Source organism: Marinomonas gallaica (assembly GCF_001639745.1).
Lineage (GTDB): Bacteria > Pseudomonadota > Gammaproteobacteria > Pseudomonadales > Marinomonadaceae > Marinomonas > Marinomonas gallaica.
The window spans coordinates 67,974-86,297 of the sequence record NZ_LTAX01000011.1; the positions used below are offsets into that span (position 1 = coordinate 67,974).

Annotated in this window: 16 protein-coding genes; 8 read left to right on the forward strand and 8 right to left on the reverse strand. The window is 44.7% G+C overall.

The features are described from left to right. Positions 1 to 56 precede the first annotated feature (56 nt). Positions 57 to 911 (forward strand): putative RNA methyltransferase, encoded by an 855-nt coding sequence (locus AYW76_RS11770; protein ID WP_067038679.1) that lies wholly within the window; start codon positions 57 to 59, stop codon positions 909 to 911. Then, complete coding sequence (can, locus tag AYW76_RS11775) at positions 901 to 1,536, forward strand: carbonate dehydratase (protein ID WP_067220217.1); 636 nt, start codon at positions 901 to 903, stop codon at positions 1,534 to 1,536. The genes AYW76_RS11770 and can overlap by 11 nt, the downstream gene beginning before the upstream one ends. A 71-nt stretch (positions 1,537 to 1,607) precedes the next feature. On the opposite strand, the gene AYW76_RS11780 is transcribed toward can, so the two are convergent. Continuing rightward, the gene (locus tag AYW76_RS11780; RefSeq protein ID WP_067038675.1) at positions 1,608 to 2,561 is read right to left on the reverse strand and encodes a LysR family transcriptional regulator; all 954 of its coding nucleotides are present in this window, start codon (positions 2,559 to 2,561) and stop codon (positions 1,608 to 1,610) included. Between the two features lie 147 nt (positions 2,562 to 2,708). Between AYW76_RS11780 and AYW76_RS11785 the strand changes: the two genes are divergently transcribed. Continuing rightward, a complete protein-coding gene (locus AYW76_RS11785) occupies positions 2,709 to 4,199 on the forward strand; it encodes a TyrR/PhhR family helix-turn-helix DNA-binding protein (protein WP_067220219.1) in 1,491 nt (496 codons plus the stop codon). A 47-nt stretch (positions 4,200 to 4,246) separates the two neighbouring features. On the opposite strand, the gene AYW76_RS19115 is transcribed toward AYW76_RS11785, so the two are convergent. The 4 genes from AYW76_RS19115 to AYW76_RS11800 form a co-directional block, all read right to left on the reverse strand. Beyond that, a complete protein-coding gene (locus tag AYW76_RS19115; protein ID WP_156489070.1) occupies positions 4,247 to 4,408 on the reverse strand; it encodes a hypothetical protein in 162 nt (53 codons plus the stop codon). A gap of 111 nt (positions 4,409 to 4,519) precedes the next feature. Next, positions 4,520 to 5,341, reverse strand: a complete 822-nt coding sequence (locus AYW76_RS11790) for a Cof-type HAD-IIB family hydrolase (RefSeq protein ID WP_067220222.1) — start codon at positions 5,339 to 5,341, stop codon at positions 4,520 to 4,522. Positions 5,342 to 5,445: 104 nt separating this feature from the next. Further along, positions 5,446 to 5,793, reverse strand: coding sequence for a HopJ type III effector protein (locus AYW76_RS11795; RefSeq protein ID WP_067220225.1), 348 nt, complete (start codon positions 5,791 to 5,793; stop codon positions 5,446 to 5,448). A gap of 17 nt (positions 5,794 to 5,810) precedes the next feature. Continuing rightward, positions 5,811 to 7,013: a Bcr/CflA family multidrug efflux MFS transporter gene (locus tag AYW76_RS11800; protein ID WP_067220228.1), complete on the reverse strand. Its 1,203-nt coding sequence runs from the start codon at positions 7,011 to 7,013 to the stop codon at positions 5,811 to 5,813. Between the two features lie 189 nt (positions 7,014 to 7,202). Here AYW76_RS11800 and AYW76_RS11805 point away from each other — a divergent pair, with 189 nt between their 5' ends. Further along, entirely contained in the window at positions 7,203 to 9,047 is a 1,845-nt protein-coding gene (locus AYW76_RS11805; protein ID WP_067220232.1) for an ABC transporter ATP-binding protein, read from the forward strand. A 71-nt stretch (positions 9,048 to 9,118) separates the two neighbouring features. On the opposite strand, the gene AYW76_RS11810 is transcribed toward AYW76_RS11805, so the two are convergent. The 3 genes from AYW76_RS11810 to AYW76_RS11820 form a co-directional block, all read right to left on the reverse strand. Next, the gene (locus AYW76_RS11810; RefSeq protein ID WP_067220235.1) at positions 9,119 to 10,870 is read right to left on the reverse strand and encodes an alpha-amylase family glycosyl hydrolase; all 1,752 of its coding nucleotides are present in this window, start codon (positions 10,868 to 10,870) and stop codon (positions 9,119 to 9,121) included. 60 nt (positions 10,871 to 10,930) lie between these two features. After that, a complete protein-coding gene (locus tag AYW76_RS11815; protein WP_067220239.1) occupies positions 10,931 to 12,157 on the reverse strand; it encodes a glycosyltransferase family protein in 1,227 nt (408 codons plus the stop codon). A 63-nt stretch (positions 12,158 to 12,220) separates the two neighbouring features. Beyond that, positions 12,221 to 13,045: an HAD-IIB family hydrolase gene (locus AYW76_RS11820; RefSeq protein WP_067220241.1), complete on the reverse strand. Its 825-nt coding sequence runs from the start codon at positions 13,043 to 13,045 to the stop codon at positions 12,221 to 12,223. Positions 13,046 to 13,758: 713 nt separating this feature from the next. Here AYW76_RS11820 and AYW76_RS11825 point away from each other — a divergent pair. From AYW76_RS11825 to AYW76_RS11840, 4 genes are all read left to right on the forward strand, one after another. After that, positions 13,759 to 14,988, forward strand: a complete 1,230-nt coding sequence (locus tag AYW76_RS11825; RefSeq protein WP_067220244.1) for a pyridoxal-phosphate-dependent aminotransferase family protein — start codon at positions 13,759 to 13,761, stop codon at positions 14,986 to 14,988. 234 nt (positions 14,989 to 15,222) lie between these two features. Beyond that, positions 15,223 to 16,215: a Bug family tripartite tricarboxylate transporter substrate binding protein gene (locus AYW76_RS11830; protein ID WP_067220247.1), complete on the forward strand. Its 993-nt coding sequence runs from the start codon at positions 15,223 to 15,225 to the stop codon at positions 16,213 to 16,215. A gap of 66 nt (positions 16,216 to 16,281) precedes the next feature. After that, a complete protein-coding gene (locus AYW76_RS11835) occupies positions 16,282 to 16,722 on the forward strand; it encodes a tripartite tricarboxylate transporter TctB family protein (RefSeq protein ID WP_067038654.1) in 441 nt (146 codons plus the stop codon). 3 nt (positions 16,723 to 16,725) lie between these two features. Beyond that, complete coding sequence (locus AYW76_RS11840) at positions 16,726 to 18,243, forward strand: tripartite tricarboxylate transporter permease (protein ID WP_067038652.1); 1,518 nt, start codon at positions 16,726 to 16,728, stop codon at positions 18,241 to 18,243. Positions 18,244 to 18,324: the final 81 nt, after the last annotated feature.

The following is an 18,324-nucleotide window of genomic DNA, read 5'->3' on the forward strand; positions in this document are numbered from 1 at the left end:
TGTTAGTATTCGATCCATTCTTAATCTGTTGATCCCCATCGAAATTTGGAGTCCGAGTGTCCCACCTCGAACATTTATGCTGTCCTTTAGATCAGCTGCCTTTAGAGCGTAATGAGCGCGCTTTGGTTTGCCCAAAAGGACATGCTTATGACATTGCCAAAACAGGCTATGTCAACCTTCTTCCTGTGCAAAAAAAGCATTCAAAAGACCCAGGTGACAGCAAAGAAATGGTCGCATCACGCCGCGAATTCTTGGCTAAAGGTCATTATGATCCTGTGATACAGGCGATTCTGGATAGCTTGCCTCAGCCCCTTCAGCAAATGTCCGACTTATCAGTCTTTGACGCAGGTTGTGGTGAAGGCCATTACTTGCGCCAACTATCGCAACAGTTACGCGAGCGGACACAGCTTGATGCGATCGGTTTGGATATTTCGAAATGGGCCATTACAGATGCCAGCAAACGAGATAAACAGATCGATTGGATAGTGGGCAGTAATGCTCATGTTCCTGTTGCTGATGGTCGTTTTGATTGGGTGATGTGTGCGTTTGGGTTCCCTGTTGTTTCAGAGTTTACAAGAATTCTTAAACAGCAAGGGTGGCTACTGTTGGTAGAGTCGGGGTCGGATCACCTGATTGAACTGAGAGAAATACTTTATCCTGAAATTAAGTCTTACCAAGCAACATTTGCTGAAGGTTTGGATGGCTTCGTATTAAAGCACGAGTTAAACCATCGGTTCTCTTTTACGCTGACGGATGCAGAGCAAATAGGGCAATTATTAAGTATGACCCCTCATATACACAAAGCGCCATATGAAGGCCGTCAAGCCGCATTGGCGCTTCAAATGATTGATCTAACGGCGGACATCAAGTTGCGCTGGTATCAAAAGCAAGGAAAAAATAATGTCGAGTAAATTGGGTGTTCTTTTTGATAAAAATCGTGAATGGGCCACAAAAGTAACGGCTGAAGATCCGACGTTTTTTAATAAATTATCAGAGCAGCAAAAACCTGATTATCTATGGATTGGTTGTGCTGATAGCCGCGTGCCGGCAAATCAGATCGTCGACTTATTGCCAGGCGAAGTGTTTGTGCATCGTAATATTGCGAATGTGGTAGTACATACAGATTTAAACTGTTTGTCCGTTATCCAGTATGCCGTGGATGTTTTGCAAGTAAAACACATCATGGTGGTCGGTCACTATGGTTGCGGTGGCATTAAAGCCGCGATGGAAACGAAAGAGTACGGTTTAATTGATAACTGGCTTCGTCATATCAAAGATGTCTACCGACTGAATAAAGCGGAAGTCGATGCGATCAGTGATGAAAAAGTGAAATTTGATCGTATGTGTGAGTTGAATGTTATCGAGCAAGTTGCGAATGTTTGTCAGACCAGCATTGTCTTAAACGCTTGGAAACGTGGTCAAGACCTTACGGTCCATGGCTGGTGTTACAGTATTAATAACGGACACATTACGGACTTGCATGTAACGGTAGCAAGTGAGGCGGAAGCAGTTGAGGCTTTAAACACCGTGCCGTAAGTCCACTCGTCTGAGTTTAGGGATACTATTTTAATAGCCACTTATTTTTTAAGCGGCTATTTTTTTGGTTTTTAAAGGTCAGCGTTTTCAGCGATGGTCCGAGCGCAACCCGCAATGGTTGAGCGAAGCCAGATATGACCTGGGTCGTGTTGCAGGAGAGGGCTCCACAGCATTTTGAGTTCCACTGGTGGAATGTCAAAAGGCGGCGGCATCACTTTTACTGTGGGGCTGTCATGCAACAGCCGTGTGGCCAATGAGGGCAGGGTGGCCACAAGCCCAAGCTGTTTAGTAGAACGCATGGCGACATTGTAGCTACGCGTAAACAAGCGGATGTTACGTTTATGGCCCAATTCAGCAAGTGTTGAGTCAACCCAGCCAAGCTTTTGAACTTCTTCTGGCTGGATGCCGACACCAACGCCGAAGCCTGTTTTGCTTACCCAAACGTGTTGCGCGTCAAGATAATCTTCGAGGCTGAGTTCGTCACCGTAGCGACCATCATTCGGAACCAAGCACGAAAACCGATCAACCCAGACAGATTTTTGATGGAACGACTGCGGCAACGTATCAAAACGGTTGATGACTAAATCTACTTTCCCTTTTTCAACGTCATGGAAGCTCACGTCACTCGGGTTCATGACATCCATGATGACGTGAGGAGCTTCTTTTTGCAGCTTTTGCATCAATGGCGGTATCAAGGTTGCTTCGGCATAATCACTTGCCATGATGCGGAATACACGAGTACTCGACTCTGCATCAAAATTATGGCCCAAGTGCAAGACTTCATCAACCGATTGTAAAATGCTGCGTACGCGAGGCTGAAGCTGGATCGCCAGCGCGGTTGGCATCATGCCGTCACTGGTACGGACAAGAAGAGGATCGTGAAACAAGTCTCTTAGACGACGGAGTCCATTACTCATGGCAGGCTGTGTGATGCCAAGCTGATTGGCTGCGTGAGTGACGTTTTGCTCACGTAAGAGAGAATCAAGATATCTCAGGAGATTGAGGTCGATTTTATCGAGCTGCATAAGGAGACCATTTCGACTAATAATGGCCACGCATGATACTGTATTTTACGTATGAATAGAACTTATGGCGTGGTTTCATATGACTAAGGTCGTATAAGGCTGAGGTATGTTATCTTTACTACGATATAGGAAGTGAATGAGGCAACAATGCGTTTAGAAGTCCGGTGTGAAGACCGAATCGGTATGGTGCGAGAGATTTTAGATTTATTGGTGCCATATCATATTGATATGCGTCGCATTGAAGTAGACAGCCGTTCTGGATGTTTATATGTCGGTTTTGATGACATTGAATTTCAGTTCTTAACACAACTCTTGGCTGGCATTCGTCGACTTCGCGGTGTGTCAGATGTTAAGACCGTTCATTACACACCTTCAGAACAAGAGCAAAATGCCATTCATACGTTATTGGAAGCACTTCCTGATGGTGTTGTTGCGGTTGACATAAAAGGTCACGTGACCATGGCAACAAGCCAAGCCGCACAGGATTTAGGTGTCCCCCTAAACGAGCTGTTGCAACAACCACTTAGTCATTATATTGGCAGTGTTGCCTTCGAGCGTTTGGACTGGGCGCATCTTCAAGGCGGGGTAACTAAGCGACTCCGTTTAAATGGGCAGCTTACGTTATTAGAAATGCAGCCTTTTTATGTGACGAATGAGAATGCGCAGAGAGTGTGTGCGGGTGGCGTCATCCATATTCATTCGGCTCAGCGTTTGGGGCGACAAGCTTCAAGTCTGCGCAAAGCTCCGAATGCGCAGCATGCACTGCAAGGTTTTCTGAAGCCTGAGTTGACTAAAAGCTCAGCGATGAAGCGCTGTTTAGGGTTTGCTAAGGCGTATATCGCAACGGACAGCTCTATGCTGCTAACGGGAGAGTTTGCCGTTGGTAAAAAGCGCTTGCTTGAAGCGGTTTTCCAATATTGGCAAGAGCAATATTTAGAGCATGAGGCGAGACTGTCATTTATTGCATCGGCAAGTGTGACGCCCACTATCCTTGATGAAGTGTTGAAACAGGGAGGATGGATTGCATTTAGAGATATTGAGCTTCTTAGCGACGCATGCCAAGTTCAATTAATGCACTGGTTACAGGAACAACCCAGCCGTTTATATCAAGATGAAGCGCCTAGCCGAGTGATAGGTCTTTCTCAGTTGTCCAATGAAGTCTTGCGCCAACAGGATCATCTGAGGGATGAGCTGTATTTCAGGTTGAGTGAATTTCAAATATCAGTACCACCGCTGAGAGATCGAAAAGAAGATTTATTGGGTCTCGCAACAGATATATTGGAGGAGGCCTGTGAACGCTACAATGAGCCCTTTATAGGGGTCAGCAAGGACGCACTTGCGACTTTAAAAATGCACAATTGGCCAGGTAATTTAAAAGAATTGGAATCGTGTTTGTATCAAGCAAGACAAGTGGCTAAAAGCAATATTATAGAGTCAGAGGATCTGCCCTTAGAACTTAACCAAACAATGCCAATTGAGTTGATAGAAGGGTCATTGGATAAAACGGTTAAAGCGTATGAGGCGCAGGTTTTACGTAAACTGTATCCGCAATATCCGAGTACGCGAAAATTGGCAAAATTCCTAAATGTCAGTCATAGCTCAATTGCTAATAAACTCAAAGAATATGACATTGTGTAAATGAAAAAGGCCACAAATCATGGCCTTTTATAGATGAAATACATGGGTTAATCTGGAAAGCGATTTTGACGACGTGGGTGCGCTTTCTTCTCAGTCTCAATTTTGATCGGCTGAGCTTTCATTGTTGGACGGGAAACTTGCTTGACCAAGGAATGTGCCATCCAAAACGCTCCAGCAATGGCCGCGAAAAATAAGGCAAATTCAAACATAATCTCTCTCCACTTGTTTAGTTATGATTCTACTATGAGCCAATATAGATAATTCGTAAAGCGCCTTTTGTTGCAATTTCGTAACAGAGACACTTTTCTAATCATCGGCAACTATAAACCAAAGCGTTTATTAAGGAACAACGCTACGCCATCTTCATCATGATGTCCAACCGTGCCTGATGCTTGAGCCTTAATGTAATTTGGCGCATTGTCAGTCGCATAGGCTTCATCTGCGATCTTGAACATGGTTAAGTCATTGTCTCCATCACCAAATACGATCAAATTTGTCGCATTAAGTTCCTGCTTTAATTGTTCAATAGCAGAACCTTTACATGTGCTGCTGTGGTGAATGTCGATCCAATGCGTTTCTGAATGGTAGATGCCACCGCCACTGTAGGCGACTAAATGCTCTTGTCCCTGACAGTTTTCCACAATTGTATTTAGCATATCAGGGTGGCCTAGCGCACTGATATTGATGATACGAGCGTTGTTAGGCATGTGTTCAATACTGTTCATTAGAAGGTTTTGGTGGCTTGCCAATTCTTTGTAGACAGTTTCCCCATAGTGGTTATGAGTTGGTGGGTAATAAACCGACTGTTGGCCATCGTTCTCGATACAAAAAACAAAAGGAGTCACTTCTTGTTCAGCAAAATAGGTGAGCGTCGCTTCAATCATATGACGCTCAAGAATACCTTGATGCCGATACACTTGATCCTCAGGGTGCCACCATTCAACGCCATTCTTATAAATTTGCCATAGAGGAAAGTTATGGTCTTGAATGCAAGGCGCAGCGGCCAAATGAGTACGACCTGTGGCAACTGTATAAGCAATTCCAGCTTGGCGAAGTTTGTCTAGGGTCTTGAGTGTTGTTTCGGATAAACGCTGTTGTTTATTGAGTAGCGTGCCATCCAAGTCGAAGACAACGAAATCCATAATTTACCTCTGCCGTTGTGGATCTGTGTACTGATTTGAGTAAAGTATACGAGAAGAGTTCAGTGGCTGGATTAAAAAGGGGCGACATATCGCCCCTTAAATGATTATTTCTTTGATAATGCTTGGCTTTCAAAGTGTATGCCAGACCAGCCATTTACCATGAACTGACGAATGTTCTGATGATCAGTACCTTCAGGGTTATTAAGAACGTCTTGACGAAAAAAGTCGCCAAATAAATGAAGTGCAGAGGTTTCACTCACATCATTCAATCGCGCGAAAGAGAAAATTTTACAGGAACCGTTGTTCTCATTTGCTTGGTTAATCTGCGAGCCATTTTTAAAAGACGTCGGAGTAAAGTCGTATTCATTATCAATGACAGCAATGGTGTCTTGAAATGTAACAGTGTCAGGGGCATTAGCCAGTCTCTCTAATAAAGTTCGCGTTGTTAGCATGGTTATCACTCTACTGTTTATTGGGTGTCAGAGATGGGGGTTAGCTGCTCAAGCTTTTTAACGTATTTGTAAATCACAAAAGTACCTAAACCACAAACTGACATGATACCCAACATCGGCACAAAAGTACCGTTATGCAACATACTCAGGACGACACCGCTTAGCGCGCCTGAGGAGAATCGGATAGTGCCCGCAAGCGCTGCCACACTGCCGTTAAGCGAGCCTGCACGACGCATAGCGCCACCCATGAAACCGCTGCCTAAAATGCCAATAGGACCAGTGAACAACATCATACCTAACATCACAGCAGGCAACGGTGGTTGTTCCATAAAACACATAACAAACAAGCCAGCCACATCAATCAATAATACCACCATGGCGTAGTGAACCAGCGTGTCGATGCCTAGCTTTTCTACAAAACGACCATTAATGGTCGTAGCAATCATCATAGTGATGATGTTCATACCAAATAGAAAGCCAAACAAACCTTCGTTGATGCCATAAATTTTGATGTAAACAAAAGATGCCCCAGTGACAAAACACATTAAACCAGCAAAGTGCAGCGCCCCTGCGGTAATGTATCCCATAATGATTGGGTTCTTGGTGAGCGTGAAATAGTTTCTCAAAGAAGACGCTAGTGATAGAGGTGTGCGTTTCTCTTTGGGAAGGGTTTCAGGAATGGTGCGCAAAAATAAAAAGATGGCCACAATGCCAAGTAACATCAAAAAGACGAAAATGGCATGCCAGTTGAATACGACCAATATTGTGCCGCCCAAAATGGGTGCGACGAGCGGAGCTAATGCCATGACCAGCATGATCATTGACATGGCTTTTGCAAATTGATTGGTCGTTAGATTGTCTTTTACTAATGCAGGAATCGTAACGGCAACCGCGGCACCGCCAATAGCTTGTACTACGCGCCCGCCCATAAGCCATTCATAAGAGCCAGCAATAGCACATAAGAAACTGCCGATGATATAAATAACCAGTCCTGTAACGACAACTTTACGGCGACCAATAGCATCTGAGAGGGGGCCATAAAATATTTGAAAGATAGCAAACACAAATAGATAAACACTTAGAGTTAACTGAATATGACTGATGTCTTGATTCAGATCTTCTGCAACGCTAGGAAAACTAGGAAGATAGGCATCAATCGCCAATGGGGTGATGCCGGCCAATAGGCCGAGAACCAAAATAATCGGTAGCGTAAGCTGCATAATACTCCTTAAAGGTTATCTAGTTGAGTTTATCAATTGTAGTGGATAACGATAATGGCTTCCTATGCGAAATTAAGGAAACACGGCTCAATTGCTTAAACATAGCAATCGCATTGATAGTTATCCAATAAGTTCTGTGTTTCACTTGATGGCATTTTCCTTTTACTCTAATTCAGATTTGTATTTTTTATGTTGAAGTTATTTGAACGATGGTTAGTGGCTTACCCAGATATAGATCCTGATCAAGCGCCTAAAACCTTATTTGCATTTTGTCGATATTTCTCGAAAGGTGCAGAGATCCCTTTAATTTTAATGTCCCTATTAACGGCGACCATTGCGATTTTAGAAGTGGTGCTGTTTAGCTTTATGGGGCAATTGGTGGACTGGTTGGTCACTAAGAATCCTGAGACATTCTTGTCTGAGGAATCTGGACGATTGATCGGTATGTCATTAATGGTATTAGTGGCCATGCCACTCGTGACATTTTTACATTCAGCAATCGTACATCAAACATTATTGGGTAATTACCCAATGCGAATTCGCTGGTTAGCGCATCGTTACGTACTGCGTCAAAGCGTTGATTTCTTTCAGGACGATTTTGCTGGTCGTGTAGCAACTAAAGTCATGCAAACTTCCTTGGCTGTCCGTGAAACAGTGATGAAGCTATTAGATGTACTGATGTATATCCTAGTATATTTCATTGCGATGTTGGTGCTTGTCGCGCAAGCGGATTACCGACTTGTTTTGCCCATGCTGGGATGGCTGGTGGGCTACATTGCGATTCAACTGTATTTTGTCCCCCGTTTGCGTCGTATATCAGAAGAGCAGGCGCACGCACGCTCTACCATGACGGGGCGCATTGTTGACAGCTATACCAATATTACGACAGTGAAATTGTTTGCTCACAACAAGCGTGAAGTGTCCTACGCCAAAGAGTCGATGAATGGTTTCTTAGCAACCGTGCATAAGCAGATGCGATTGGTGACAGGGCTTAATCTATGCGTGCAAAGCTTAAACTATTTATTGGCCTTTACGATTGCGGCGGTTGCGATTGGGCTGTGGATCGGAAGTGCTATTAGCGTTGGGGCGATTGCCATTGCAGTCAGTTTGGCCCTGCGCCTGAATGGTATGTCGCAGTGGATTATGTGGGAAGTAAGTGCCTTATTTGAAAATATTGGTATGGTGGCCGACGGTATGGGGACGCTGTCTAAACCGCTGTCGATTCAAGACAATCAAGGAGCCAAATCTCTGATCGTAAAGGATGGCGATATTAAGTTCGATCAAGTGGACTTTCATTATGGTAAGCAAGATGCCTCAGTCATTGAGGCTCTGAATTTACATATTAAAAAAGGTGAAAAAGTAGGTCTAGTAGGGCGCTCTGGAGCGGGTAAATCGACCATTGTGAACCTTCTACTGCGTTTTCATGATGTGGAAAAAGGTTCCATTGCCATTGATGGTCAAAACATCCGTGATGTGCAACAAGAAACCCTTCGCGCCAACATTGGTATGGTGACGCAAGATACGTCGTTATTGCATCGTACTGTACGTGAAAATTTACTCTATGGCCGCCCAGACGCCAGCGATGATGAGATGATAGACGCTGCGAAACGTGCTGAAGCCCATGACTTTATTCAGGGGTTGACGGACCCTTATGGTAATACTGGATACGATGCGATGGTCGGGGAGCGCGGTATTAAGTTATCAGGCGGACAGCGACAGCGTATTGCCATTGCTCGAGTACTCTTAAAGAATGCTCCGATCTTGGTGTTAGATGAAGCCACCTCAGCTCTTGATTCGGAAGTGGAAGTGGCCATTCAGCACAGTTTATATCGCCTGATGGAAGGTAAAACGGTGATCGCTATTGCGCATCGCCTGTCAACGATCGCAGCTATGGACCGTTTAATTGTGCTGGATAAAGGGGCTATCGTCGAGCAGGGCTCTCATCAGCAACTTATTTCTCAAGGTGGTATCTATGCGAAACTTTGGTCGCATCAAAGTGGTGGATTTATTGCAGAAGATATTGAAGCAAACTAAGCAGAGTTATTTCACTGAACTCTGCTTAGTTGAGCGAAGGGCTTAAATAATGAGTAGGCCAAGTAGGAGACCTACTTGGCCTTACTTTTTTTGTTGGCCAACCATAGAAATTGATAAGGCATTAATGTGACTTGAGCAAGGCTGTCTTCGTACTTAGTATCTGTGACTAAATCCGTCCAATCGTCGGTTGCAATTAGGTTTAGCTCGCCAAGATTAAAGGTCTGCGGTTCATCGCTAATGTTGTAAATAGCGAACAAACTTTGGCGGCGATCTAGGCTTTGACGCCAGAATGCAAACAGCTTATCACCTGTATGCAGAACATATTGTGTTGCGTTGGGATGGAAGGCGGGTTGTCCGCGACGAATTTGTATTAGGTTTCGCATCGCATTGAATACTTTCTGATGATGCGTTGGCGTATTTAGTTTGTGTTCAAGATCGTCCATGCCCCAAATGTGTCGATTAATCGAGCGGAACTGCCCAGTGTTATCAACACGAGGGTAATCGTTTTCAGTGCCAAAAAGAGAGTGAATATAAAATGCTGGTAACCCTTCTAAGGCCAACTGCACTGCCGCTGCACACATAAATCGGGCAAATTGCCACTGATCAGGTCCTTTGCTGACAGACCCACTTAATGCATCCCAAAGGCTGATATTGATTTCGTACGGCTTGGCTTCCCCCGCTGGAGTGGTGCGCGAGCTGACTTTTCCGCCGAACCGTTTCATTGTGTTAATTAGGCTATCAAGCTCCCATTCACTGAGTAATCCTTCCGTTGGGCGCAATCCTACACCGTCATGAGACGCAACGAAGTTTAAATAAGTCGTGCCTTGTTGTGCAGGAGGCATGCGCATTAACCAGTTTTTCAAATGTGCGCAGCTACCGGAAACCAGTGTATTAATAAGCAGTGGAGGTAAAGAAAAGTTGTAAATCAGGTGTGCTTCATTGGCATTACCAAAGTAAGTAAGGTTTTCCCGATTTGGAATATTGGTCTCGGTAATGATGACAGCATCGGGTGCGTAATGCTCAATCAACAGCCGTAACAAACGAATCATTTCATGTGTATTGGGCAGGTTGATACAGCTTGTGCCGGGGGTTTTCCATAGAAAAGCCACTGCATCCAAACGGAACCAGCGAATGCCTTTTTCAAGGTAAAGACGGATGATGCGCAGAAACTCAATTAATACTTTAGGGTTTTCAAAGTTTAGATCCACTTGATCGGGGCTGAAGGTACACCAAACATGCTTTAAGCCATTCTTTGTTTGTACCTCACGTAATAATGGTGAGGTTCTAGGACGCACAACGTTTGATACATCGGTATTGGGGTCGGCCTCATAAAAAAAACTAGCCCCAGGTTCTACGCCTGCTTTAAAGTTCTCAAACCACATGCTTCGACTGGAGCAATGGTTGATCACGAGATCTCCCATCACTTTGAAATCGCCAGAAAGCTCAGTGATATTGCGCCATTTGCCCGCTGAAGGGTTGACCGATGTGTAATCCATGACACTGAAACCGTCGTCTGAGCTGTATGGAAAGAAGGGCAACAGATGAACCGCTGAAATACATTCAGCAAGCTTGGTTTTTACAAACTCATGTAATGTATTTAGAGGTGATTCGCCGTCTTTTCGCAATGTATCAGCGTAGGTGATCAGCATGATGTCTGATTGATTCCACAGGTTTCTGTGCGGTTGAGGCGAGGTCGTTTTAGGATCTAAGCCAAAAGTAGTGAGACAGTTACGTGCCATTTCACCCGCATCAAGGTGCGGGTATAAGACTTGTAAATGCCCAATCAGTCGTTGTTCTAGTTGGGACAGTGGCGCTGCTTCCATTATGACCTACCTTATATCTTATCTGCTTTGTCGTCATTGTGTTGAGCCGATGACATCACACTAATTTGGTGTGTATTCGTTCATATCTTGTGTAACGGCCTCTTCTAATTGATGCATCACTTCAGGGAAGGCGCTTGCGACACGGTTCCAGCTCGGAATAAAAGGCGCTTCCATAGGATTATCTAGGTACATATTGCCTGCTTTCATGATGTTGCTGGCGAAGAGTTCAACCGCGCGCTCTTCGGAATGAACATCTAGTTTTAAACCATTAATCTCAGCATCATTTCGGTATGTCTCGATGAAATCTAAAGCGACACGGTAATAAGTAGCTTTGATGGTACGGAATGTTTCTTGATTAAAAACAATGCCGTTTGTAGCGAGTTTGCGAAAGATCGCTTTCGTGATGTCGATCGACATTTTAGATAAGCCACCGTCGTCGTCATCTGCGGATAGATCTTGATGTTTGTGATCGTATGCATCCGCAATGTCGACCTGACATAAACGGTTGGTTGAATAATTTCGGTACATTTCAGATAGCACGCCGATCTCTAATCCCCAGTCACTTGGTATGCGCAAATCGGTCATAACGTCCCGACGGAAGGAAAACTCACCGGCTAAGGAATAACGGTAGCTGTCTAAGTAATCTAAATAATCTAAGTGACCAAGTACTTTTTTCAAGGAATAGAGTAAAGGCGTGACAAGCAGGCGGTTAACGCGGCCATTCATTTTGCCGTTAGCAGTTCGCGCATAAAAACCTTTACAGAACTCGTAGTTAAAGTTTGGATTTGCGACAGGGTAGATTAAACGTGCCAGCAAGCTGCGGTCATAAGTGACAATGTCACAGTCGTGCATTGCCACGGCATCGGCATCGGATGCCGTTAGTGCGTAGCCCATACAGAACCATACATTGCGTCCTTTACCTGGGTCGTTTGGCGATAATTTCTCACCTTTGAGGATTTCATCAATGGCACGAAGACGTGGGCCATCGTTCCACAAAACTGTGTGTTTTTGAGGTAGCTCAGAGAAAAACTCCAAGGCATGACGATACTGATCTTCGGTCGCACGGTCCAAGCCGATAATGATTTCGGAAAGATAAGGTACTTGCTTTAGATGCTTAATGATATTCGGCATGGCATCGGTTTCGAGCTCAGAGTATAAGCAAGGTAAAATAAGTGCCATAGGGCGCTTCTTAGCGAACTCACACAGTTCTTTTTCCATGTCTTCAAGAGGACGCTGAGACAAATTGTGCAGTGTTGTAATAATGCCATTCTGGTAAAAATCACCCATTTTTCTCTCCTGTAGCATGTTGTCATGCTGTCTTTTACTCGCTGATTCGTCAGTGAGTTGGTATTAGATAAAACCTTCGTTTACTAGGGCTTTATTGATGGCTTCGCTCCAGCCTTTAGGGCCATAAGAATCTGTAATCCAAACGTCGTAGCGCCCAGGGATTTCAGGTGGAACGTGGACAGGGGAGCGAACGACAACAGGAATGTCTGCTTCGCAGATCATGCCAACATCGTTTTCACCGTCACCTAACGCCATACTTTTTAGGTCTTCATGGAAGGTGTCCTGATAAGCTTGTTTTAGCCAGTTCATGGCAACGGCTTTATCGCACTGCGCGCCCATTAAATGGACAAATCGTCCACCTTTTTGCGCTTTAATGCCTTGAGTCGCTAATTCATGTCTTAGGCGCTCTAAAGCGGCATTAGAGTCGTTCCAGATTAAAGGTTCGGTGAAGTCGCGTTGCAGTGACAGCTCAGCAGTTTGATAGTCTAAGCCCGTATGCTCCATCAGTTGTTCAGTGCTTAGATCGTGATAACTGATAAAATCGTAGCGAGATTTCATACTCTGCGATAACTCGATAAGGTGCTGGCGCTTGGGGCCAAATGATTGAACGTAAAAATCACCACGACGTTCAAGGTCATGAATATCCACCAACGGACTATTAGCCGGTATATAGACAGCCGCACCGTTTTCGATAATAAATGGATCCTTGTGGCGCAGCGCTATGCGAAGTTCAAGGAGTTCCGCATAGGTTTTGCTGGTGTTTAATACGCATGGGATCCCCAGCGTTTTTAAGCTGAAAAGAGCCGCTTCTGCGTCAGTAAAGGCGTAGTCAAAGTGGTCAAGTAAAGTTCCATCTAGATCTGTGAAGACTATTAATGTGGTCGTCATATGTTTGATTGAAGTGGCGTCCGCTTCAACCTCTCCTCCTTTTACGAATAACAGTGAAATGCGCTTCTGACCTATTTTGGAACACCTACCGTGCCATTAATGGATGACTGACTGGTTAGTGAAAGCAATATGCTTGCCAGAGTGCTGTAAAAAAATTGTGTATCGACCAGTTTAGAGTCTAAGCAACACAGATTTATGACAGTGCTAAGCCATGTATAGCAAGGCTTTCGTAAAGATTGACTAACGGTATGAAAAAAGTGCCTGATGGCATTGTAGTGCTTATCAGGACAGCTGTTAAAAAGCGTTAGGAGAATTGTTTTCGTTTTATCGTTAGAGCGTACCGGATATCTTTTTGATCTATTTTGGTGCGTTGGTGCGCTTCTGCACCATCATTTAAAGTGCGCTGTTTGATTTTTGAGCAGAGGGCTGATGTTTTTGTAGAGCGATCTTTATGGCGTGTAGAAGTAAATAATGCTGGGGTTTAAATCTATGTTTGGTGAGTTCTGTGGGTGACAGAAGAAGTTTTGGATTATTCGACTCTTTTCAAAATATAGACTCTTAAAAATAGGTCGATTGCAGTATTATTTCAGCAGATTATTTTGGAAAATTAAATTTTACCGAATTTTGGTCTGAAAATACTAAGATTACGATATTTGATTTTATGAAATAGTTGAGATGGATTTTTTATTAATCATATTTAAAGGCAGGTAAATATGGACTCTACAACGGGCATTCCTTGTCCCGAACTACAATCACTTGACGATATTCTTCCACAAGAGCCATTGCTGATGATGGGGGCGGGTCCAGTGCCGATTCCTGAGCGCGTGGCCAAAGCCAACTCAGTTGTGATCAATCATCTTGGTCCAACAATGGCGAAAGTCATCGATCAAGTGAAGAGCATGGCACGTTACGTCTTTCAAACAGAATCCAAGTGGGTGCTTGGTGTCGCGGGACCTGCCTCCGCCGCGATGGAAATGTCAGCCGTTAACTTGCTGCAACCTGGTGAAAAGATTCTGTGTCTGAATAACGGCTTCTTCAGTCATCGTATGGCTGAAATGGCTAAGCGCGTTGGCGCGGATGTTCATGAATTGCACATTCCCGTGCATGAAGCTGCGGACCCAGAACGAGTGCGTAAAGCGATAGAGCAAGTACGCCCAAAAGTCATTAGTATGGTGCAAGGTGAAACGTCGAATACGGTTTGTAACTATACGCTAAAAGACATTGCAGCGATTGCCAAAGAATACGGTTGTCTTGTTGTAGTCGATGCCGTGTGTACGCTGAGTACCATGCCGCTGAAAATGGACGAATGGAAAGTGGACTGCGTGATAACGGGGGGGCAAAAAGGACTGTCGTCTATTCCCGGGGTGTCGTTGGTGGCATTTTCCGATGAAGCTTGGCAAGTGATTGAAAACCGAACCGTTCCACTTACGCATTGGTGTTTTGATGCGAAGCTGGCGGAAAATTTCTGGCACCGTGATGGCTACCATTATACAGCGCCCGTATCGGGCATTATGGCGTTGCATGAAGCACTCAAGTTGGTTTGTGAGGAAACGCTAGAAAAGCGCTTTGCAAGACACCTTCGTTGTTCAAAAGCGTTACAAGCTGGTATTGAAGGCATGGGCTTGAAATTGTTTATCGAACCTGAAGCACGTTTAAATTCTGTGGTAGGTATTTGCATTCCAGAAGGGTTAACGGCAAAACAGATTTGTGACCACATTTCCGATGTATACCGTGTTGAAATCGCCGGATCGTTTGGTCAACCAATTGTGCGTATTGGGCAGATGGGTGAACAATGTCGCGAACATAACTTATTCCGTACACTTCATGCATTTGGTAGCACGATGCGTGACCTCGGAGTAAAAGTAGATCAGCCAAATGGTATGGCCGAGATGGAGGCTTACTTACAAAAAGCACCTCGTGTTGCACATCAAGCCGTCGCATAACGGGCTGTGTACACTGTTTAAAAACCCACTTTAAGTAAAAGTGGGTTTTTTTTGCCTGTTTTTAGGGTGCTATTACATTGAATTGTCCCTTAAGGCATTTGTTTTTACACATTTTGTACTAAAAATGTGTTGGTGACAGGGTTGTGACAGGTTCGCGGAGTATGTTGTGAGTCATGGATGTTCTGAAACATTCTTTTATCCAAGACAAAAACAATAAAAGCAGGAGATAAAGTCATGCTTAAAACCGTATCAATGAAGTCTGTTCTAGTTTCGGGTGCTGCGGCACTGACCATTGCTGGACAGGCCTATGCCTACGAACCAGCTCGAAGTGCTGAGTGTATTGCACCGGCTAACCCAGGTGGTGGTTGGGACTTTACGTGTCGTAGTGTTGGTAAGGTATTGACCGACCTAGATTACATCAAAGGCAATGTTCAGACTGTGAACATGGCTGGTGCCGGTGGTGGTGTCGCGTTTGCTCACACAGTCAGTAAACGTACCACTGATGAATCGCTTATTGTTGCAGCGAGTACGGCAACCACAACCCGTCTTGCTCAAGGCCAATTCCCAGGCATGAATGCCGATCAAGTGAAATGGGTGGGTACACTTGGAGCCGACTATGGTGTGATCGCCGTAGGCAAAGATTCTAAATACACGTCTCTAAAACAAATGATGGATGCCCTGAAAGGTAATCCTGGCGCGGTTAAGTTTGCCGGCGGCAGTGCTTCAGGTGGCTGGGACCATTTGAAAGTGTTGATTACCGCGAAAGAAGCCAATGTTGAAAACCTACCAAAGATTCGTTACTTAGCATTTAGTGGTGGTTCTGAAGCCCTTGTGCAAGTAGTAGGCGGGCATGTGGATGCGTTCACCGGCGATATTTCGGAAGTAAAAGGCTTTATGGATTCCGGTGACTTACGTGTACTAGCCGTGCTCTCTGAAGAGCGTTTAGCAAAACCATTTGACCAAATTCCTACCGCTCTAGAGCAAGGCATCAGTTCCGTTGCGCCAAACTGGCGTGGATTTTACGTTCCTGGTGATGCGAGCCAAGAGTCTTACGATTGGTGGGTGAATACTATTGATGAGCTGTATCAAACACAAGAATGGAAAGATGTCATGGTCAAAAACGGCCTGATGCCTTTCAAAAAATCTGGTGAAGAGTTCACTCAATTTGTGAAAAATCAAACACTCGACATTCAAATCCTATCTAAAGATATCGGTCTAATTAAATAATTAGATTCGATTTAGAGGGGGACCCGCTCCCCCTCCGTTTTCCCTTGTTATTCTTGGAGCAGAGACATGCGTATTAATGACCGTGTGTTTGGGGTGCTATTGCTTATTTTAGCCGTTACTTACGGCTACGAAGCGACGAAATTTCCTGTGCCATTTGGCGGTCAGGAAGCGGTAGGCCCTGAAACATTTCCGATCCTTCTTTCTATCCTGTTAGGCATTGGCGCGATCTACATGGTGATCAAGCCAGATGAAGATACGAAATGGCCAGCCGTTTCAATGTTATTGGAATTGGGTGTGGTGTGTTTGGTGTTGGTGCTGTTTGCATTCGGGCTTGAGTATATAGGCTTTGTGCTATCAGCGACGCCTGCCGTTGCCTTCCTATGTTGGCGTATGGGGGCCACCCCAGCGAAGAGCTTACTTACAGGTGTTATTACGTCGGTTGTGATCTACGTATTGTTTACGCGTGTTCTTGAATTGGCTTTGCCATCCGGTATTTTGGGGCTATAAGTTATGGGTACTATAGAACTTTTAATGCAAGGCTTTGTGGTCGCTCTGTCTCCAGAAAGTCTTATGTTCGCATTGATCGGTGCCATATTAGGTACATTGATTGGTGCACTTCCAGGGTTAGGGCCTGCAAACGGTGTGGCGATTCTTATCCCACTGGCGTTTAGTTTAGGCTTATCTCCAACGTCTTCTTTGATCTTATTAACGTCTGTTTATGCTGGGGCCATGTATGGCGGCCGTATCTCATCGATTCTGTTGAATATTCCGGGCGACGAACCGGCGATGATGACTTGTTTAGATGGCTATCCGATGGCTTTAAAAGGTAAGGCTGCAGAAGCGTTAGCTACCTCTGCTATCGCTTCGTTTATCGGTAGTTTCATTGCCACCATTGGACTGGTGATTTTAGCACCAATCTTAGCGAAGTTTGCGCTGAAATTTGGGCCATCAGAGTACTTCGCTCTGTTTGCTTTGGCGTTTGCCACCTTGGGTGGGATTACGGGTAAAAACCAGTTCAAGACGCTGATCGCGGCAGCGCTTGGTTTGATGATTGCCACTGTGGGGATTGATATCTCATCGGGTGTGCAGCGTTTTACTTACAACAACTTGCACTTGTTTGAAGGAGTCGACTTTCTGATTGCAATTGTTGGTCTGTTTGCGATTTCAGAGTTGTTCTTTTTCCTTGAGCAACATGCTGGCGATGGCCTGAAACAAGTCGCATTGAACAAGTTGAAGCTAACGGCTAAAGATATTTTATACATTATGCCAGCCTCTATTCGTGGCGCGCTATTGGGTTTTGTTTCAGGGGTTCTGCCTGGCGCGGGTGCTTCTTTGGGTAGCTTTGTAAGTTACACCTTAGAGAAGAAATATTCTGACAAAGGCGAATTCGGTAAAGGTGACCCTCGTGGTGTTGCTGCGCCAGAAGCCGGTAACAACGGTGCGGCATCAGGTGCTTTAGTGCCAATGTTAACGCTAGGTGTACCAGGTAGTGGTACTACCGCTGTTCTATTGGCAATGTTGATTTCTTTGAACGTAAATCCAGGTCCGATGTTGTTCGAACAAAGTCCTGATTTAGTGTGGGGTGTTATTGCCGCATTGTTTGTGGGTAACTTAGTGTTGTTGCTTTTAAATATTCCAATGGTTGGCATATTTGTGAAGCTGTTAAGCATTCCACCTAAGTATCTAATGCCGATCGTAACCTTGGTGGCGTCTGTTGGGATCTTCTCAATCACCGGTAGTGCTATGGATCTGTATTTCATGGTTGGCTTTGGTGTGTTGGGTTACGTTTTACGTAAAATCGAAATCCCATTGGTACCTGTTATTCTTGGTATGCTGCTTGGTCCTGAGATGGAAAAGAACTTACGTCATGCGTTGGTTTTGTCAGATGGCGATTGGTCGGTGCTTCTAAACAGTGGCTTAAGTATTGGTCTTTGGGTTGTAGCCGCCGCAGGTTTGATTCTTCCTATCATTGTAGGCCCGATTCTTCGAGCAAAAATGAAACGCCCGAAAGATGGTTTGCCTGATTAACTATTTGCTACACTCAAAATAGCATTTTTAACCACAAGTCCGGTTGAGATTCTCAGCCGGACTTGTTTTGTTTTAGTGGCA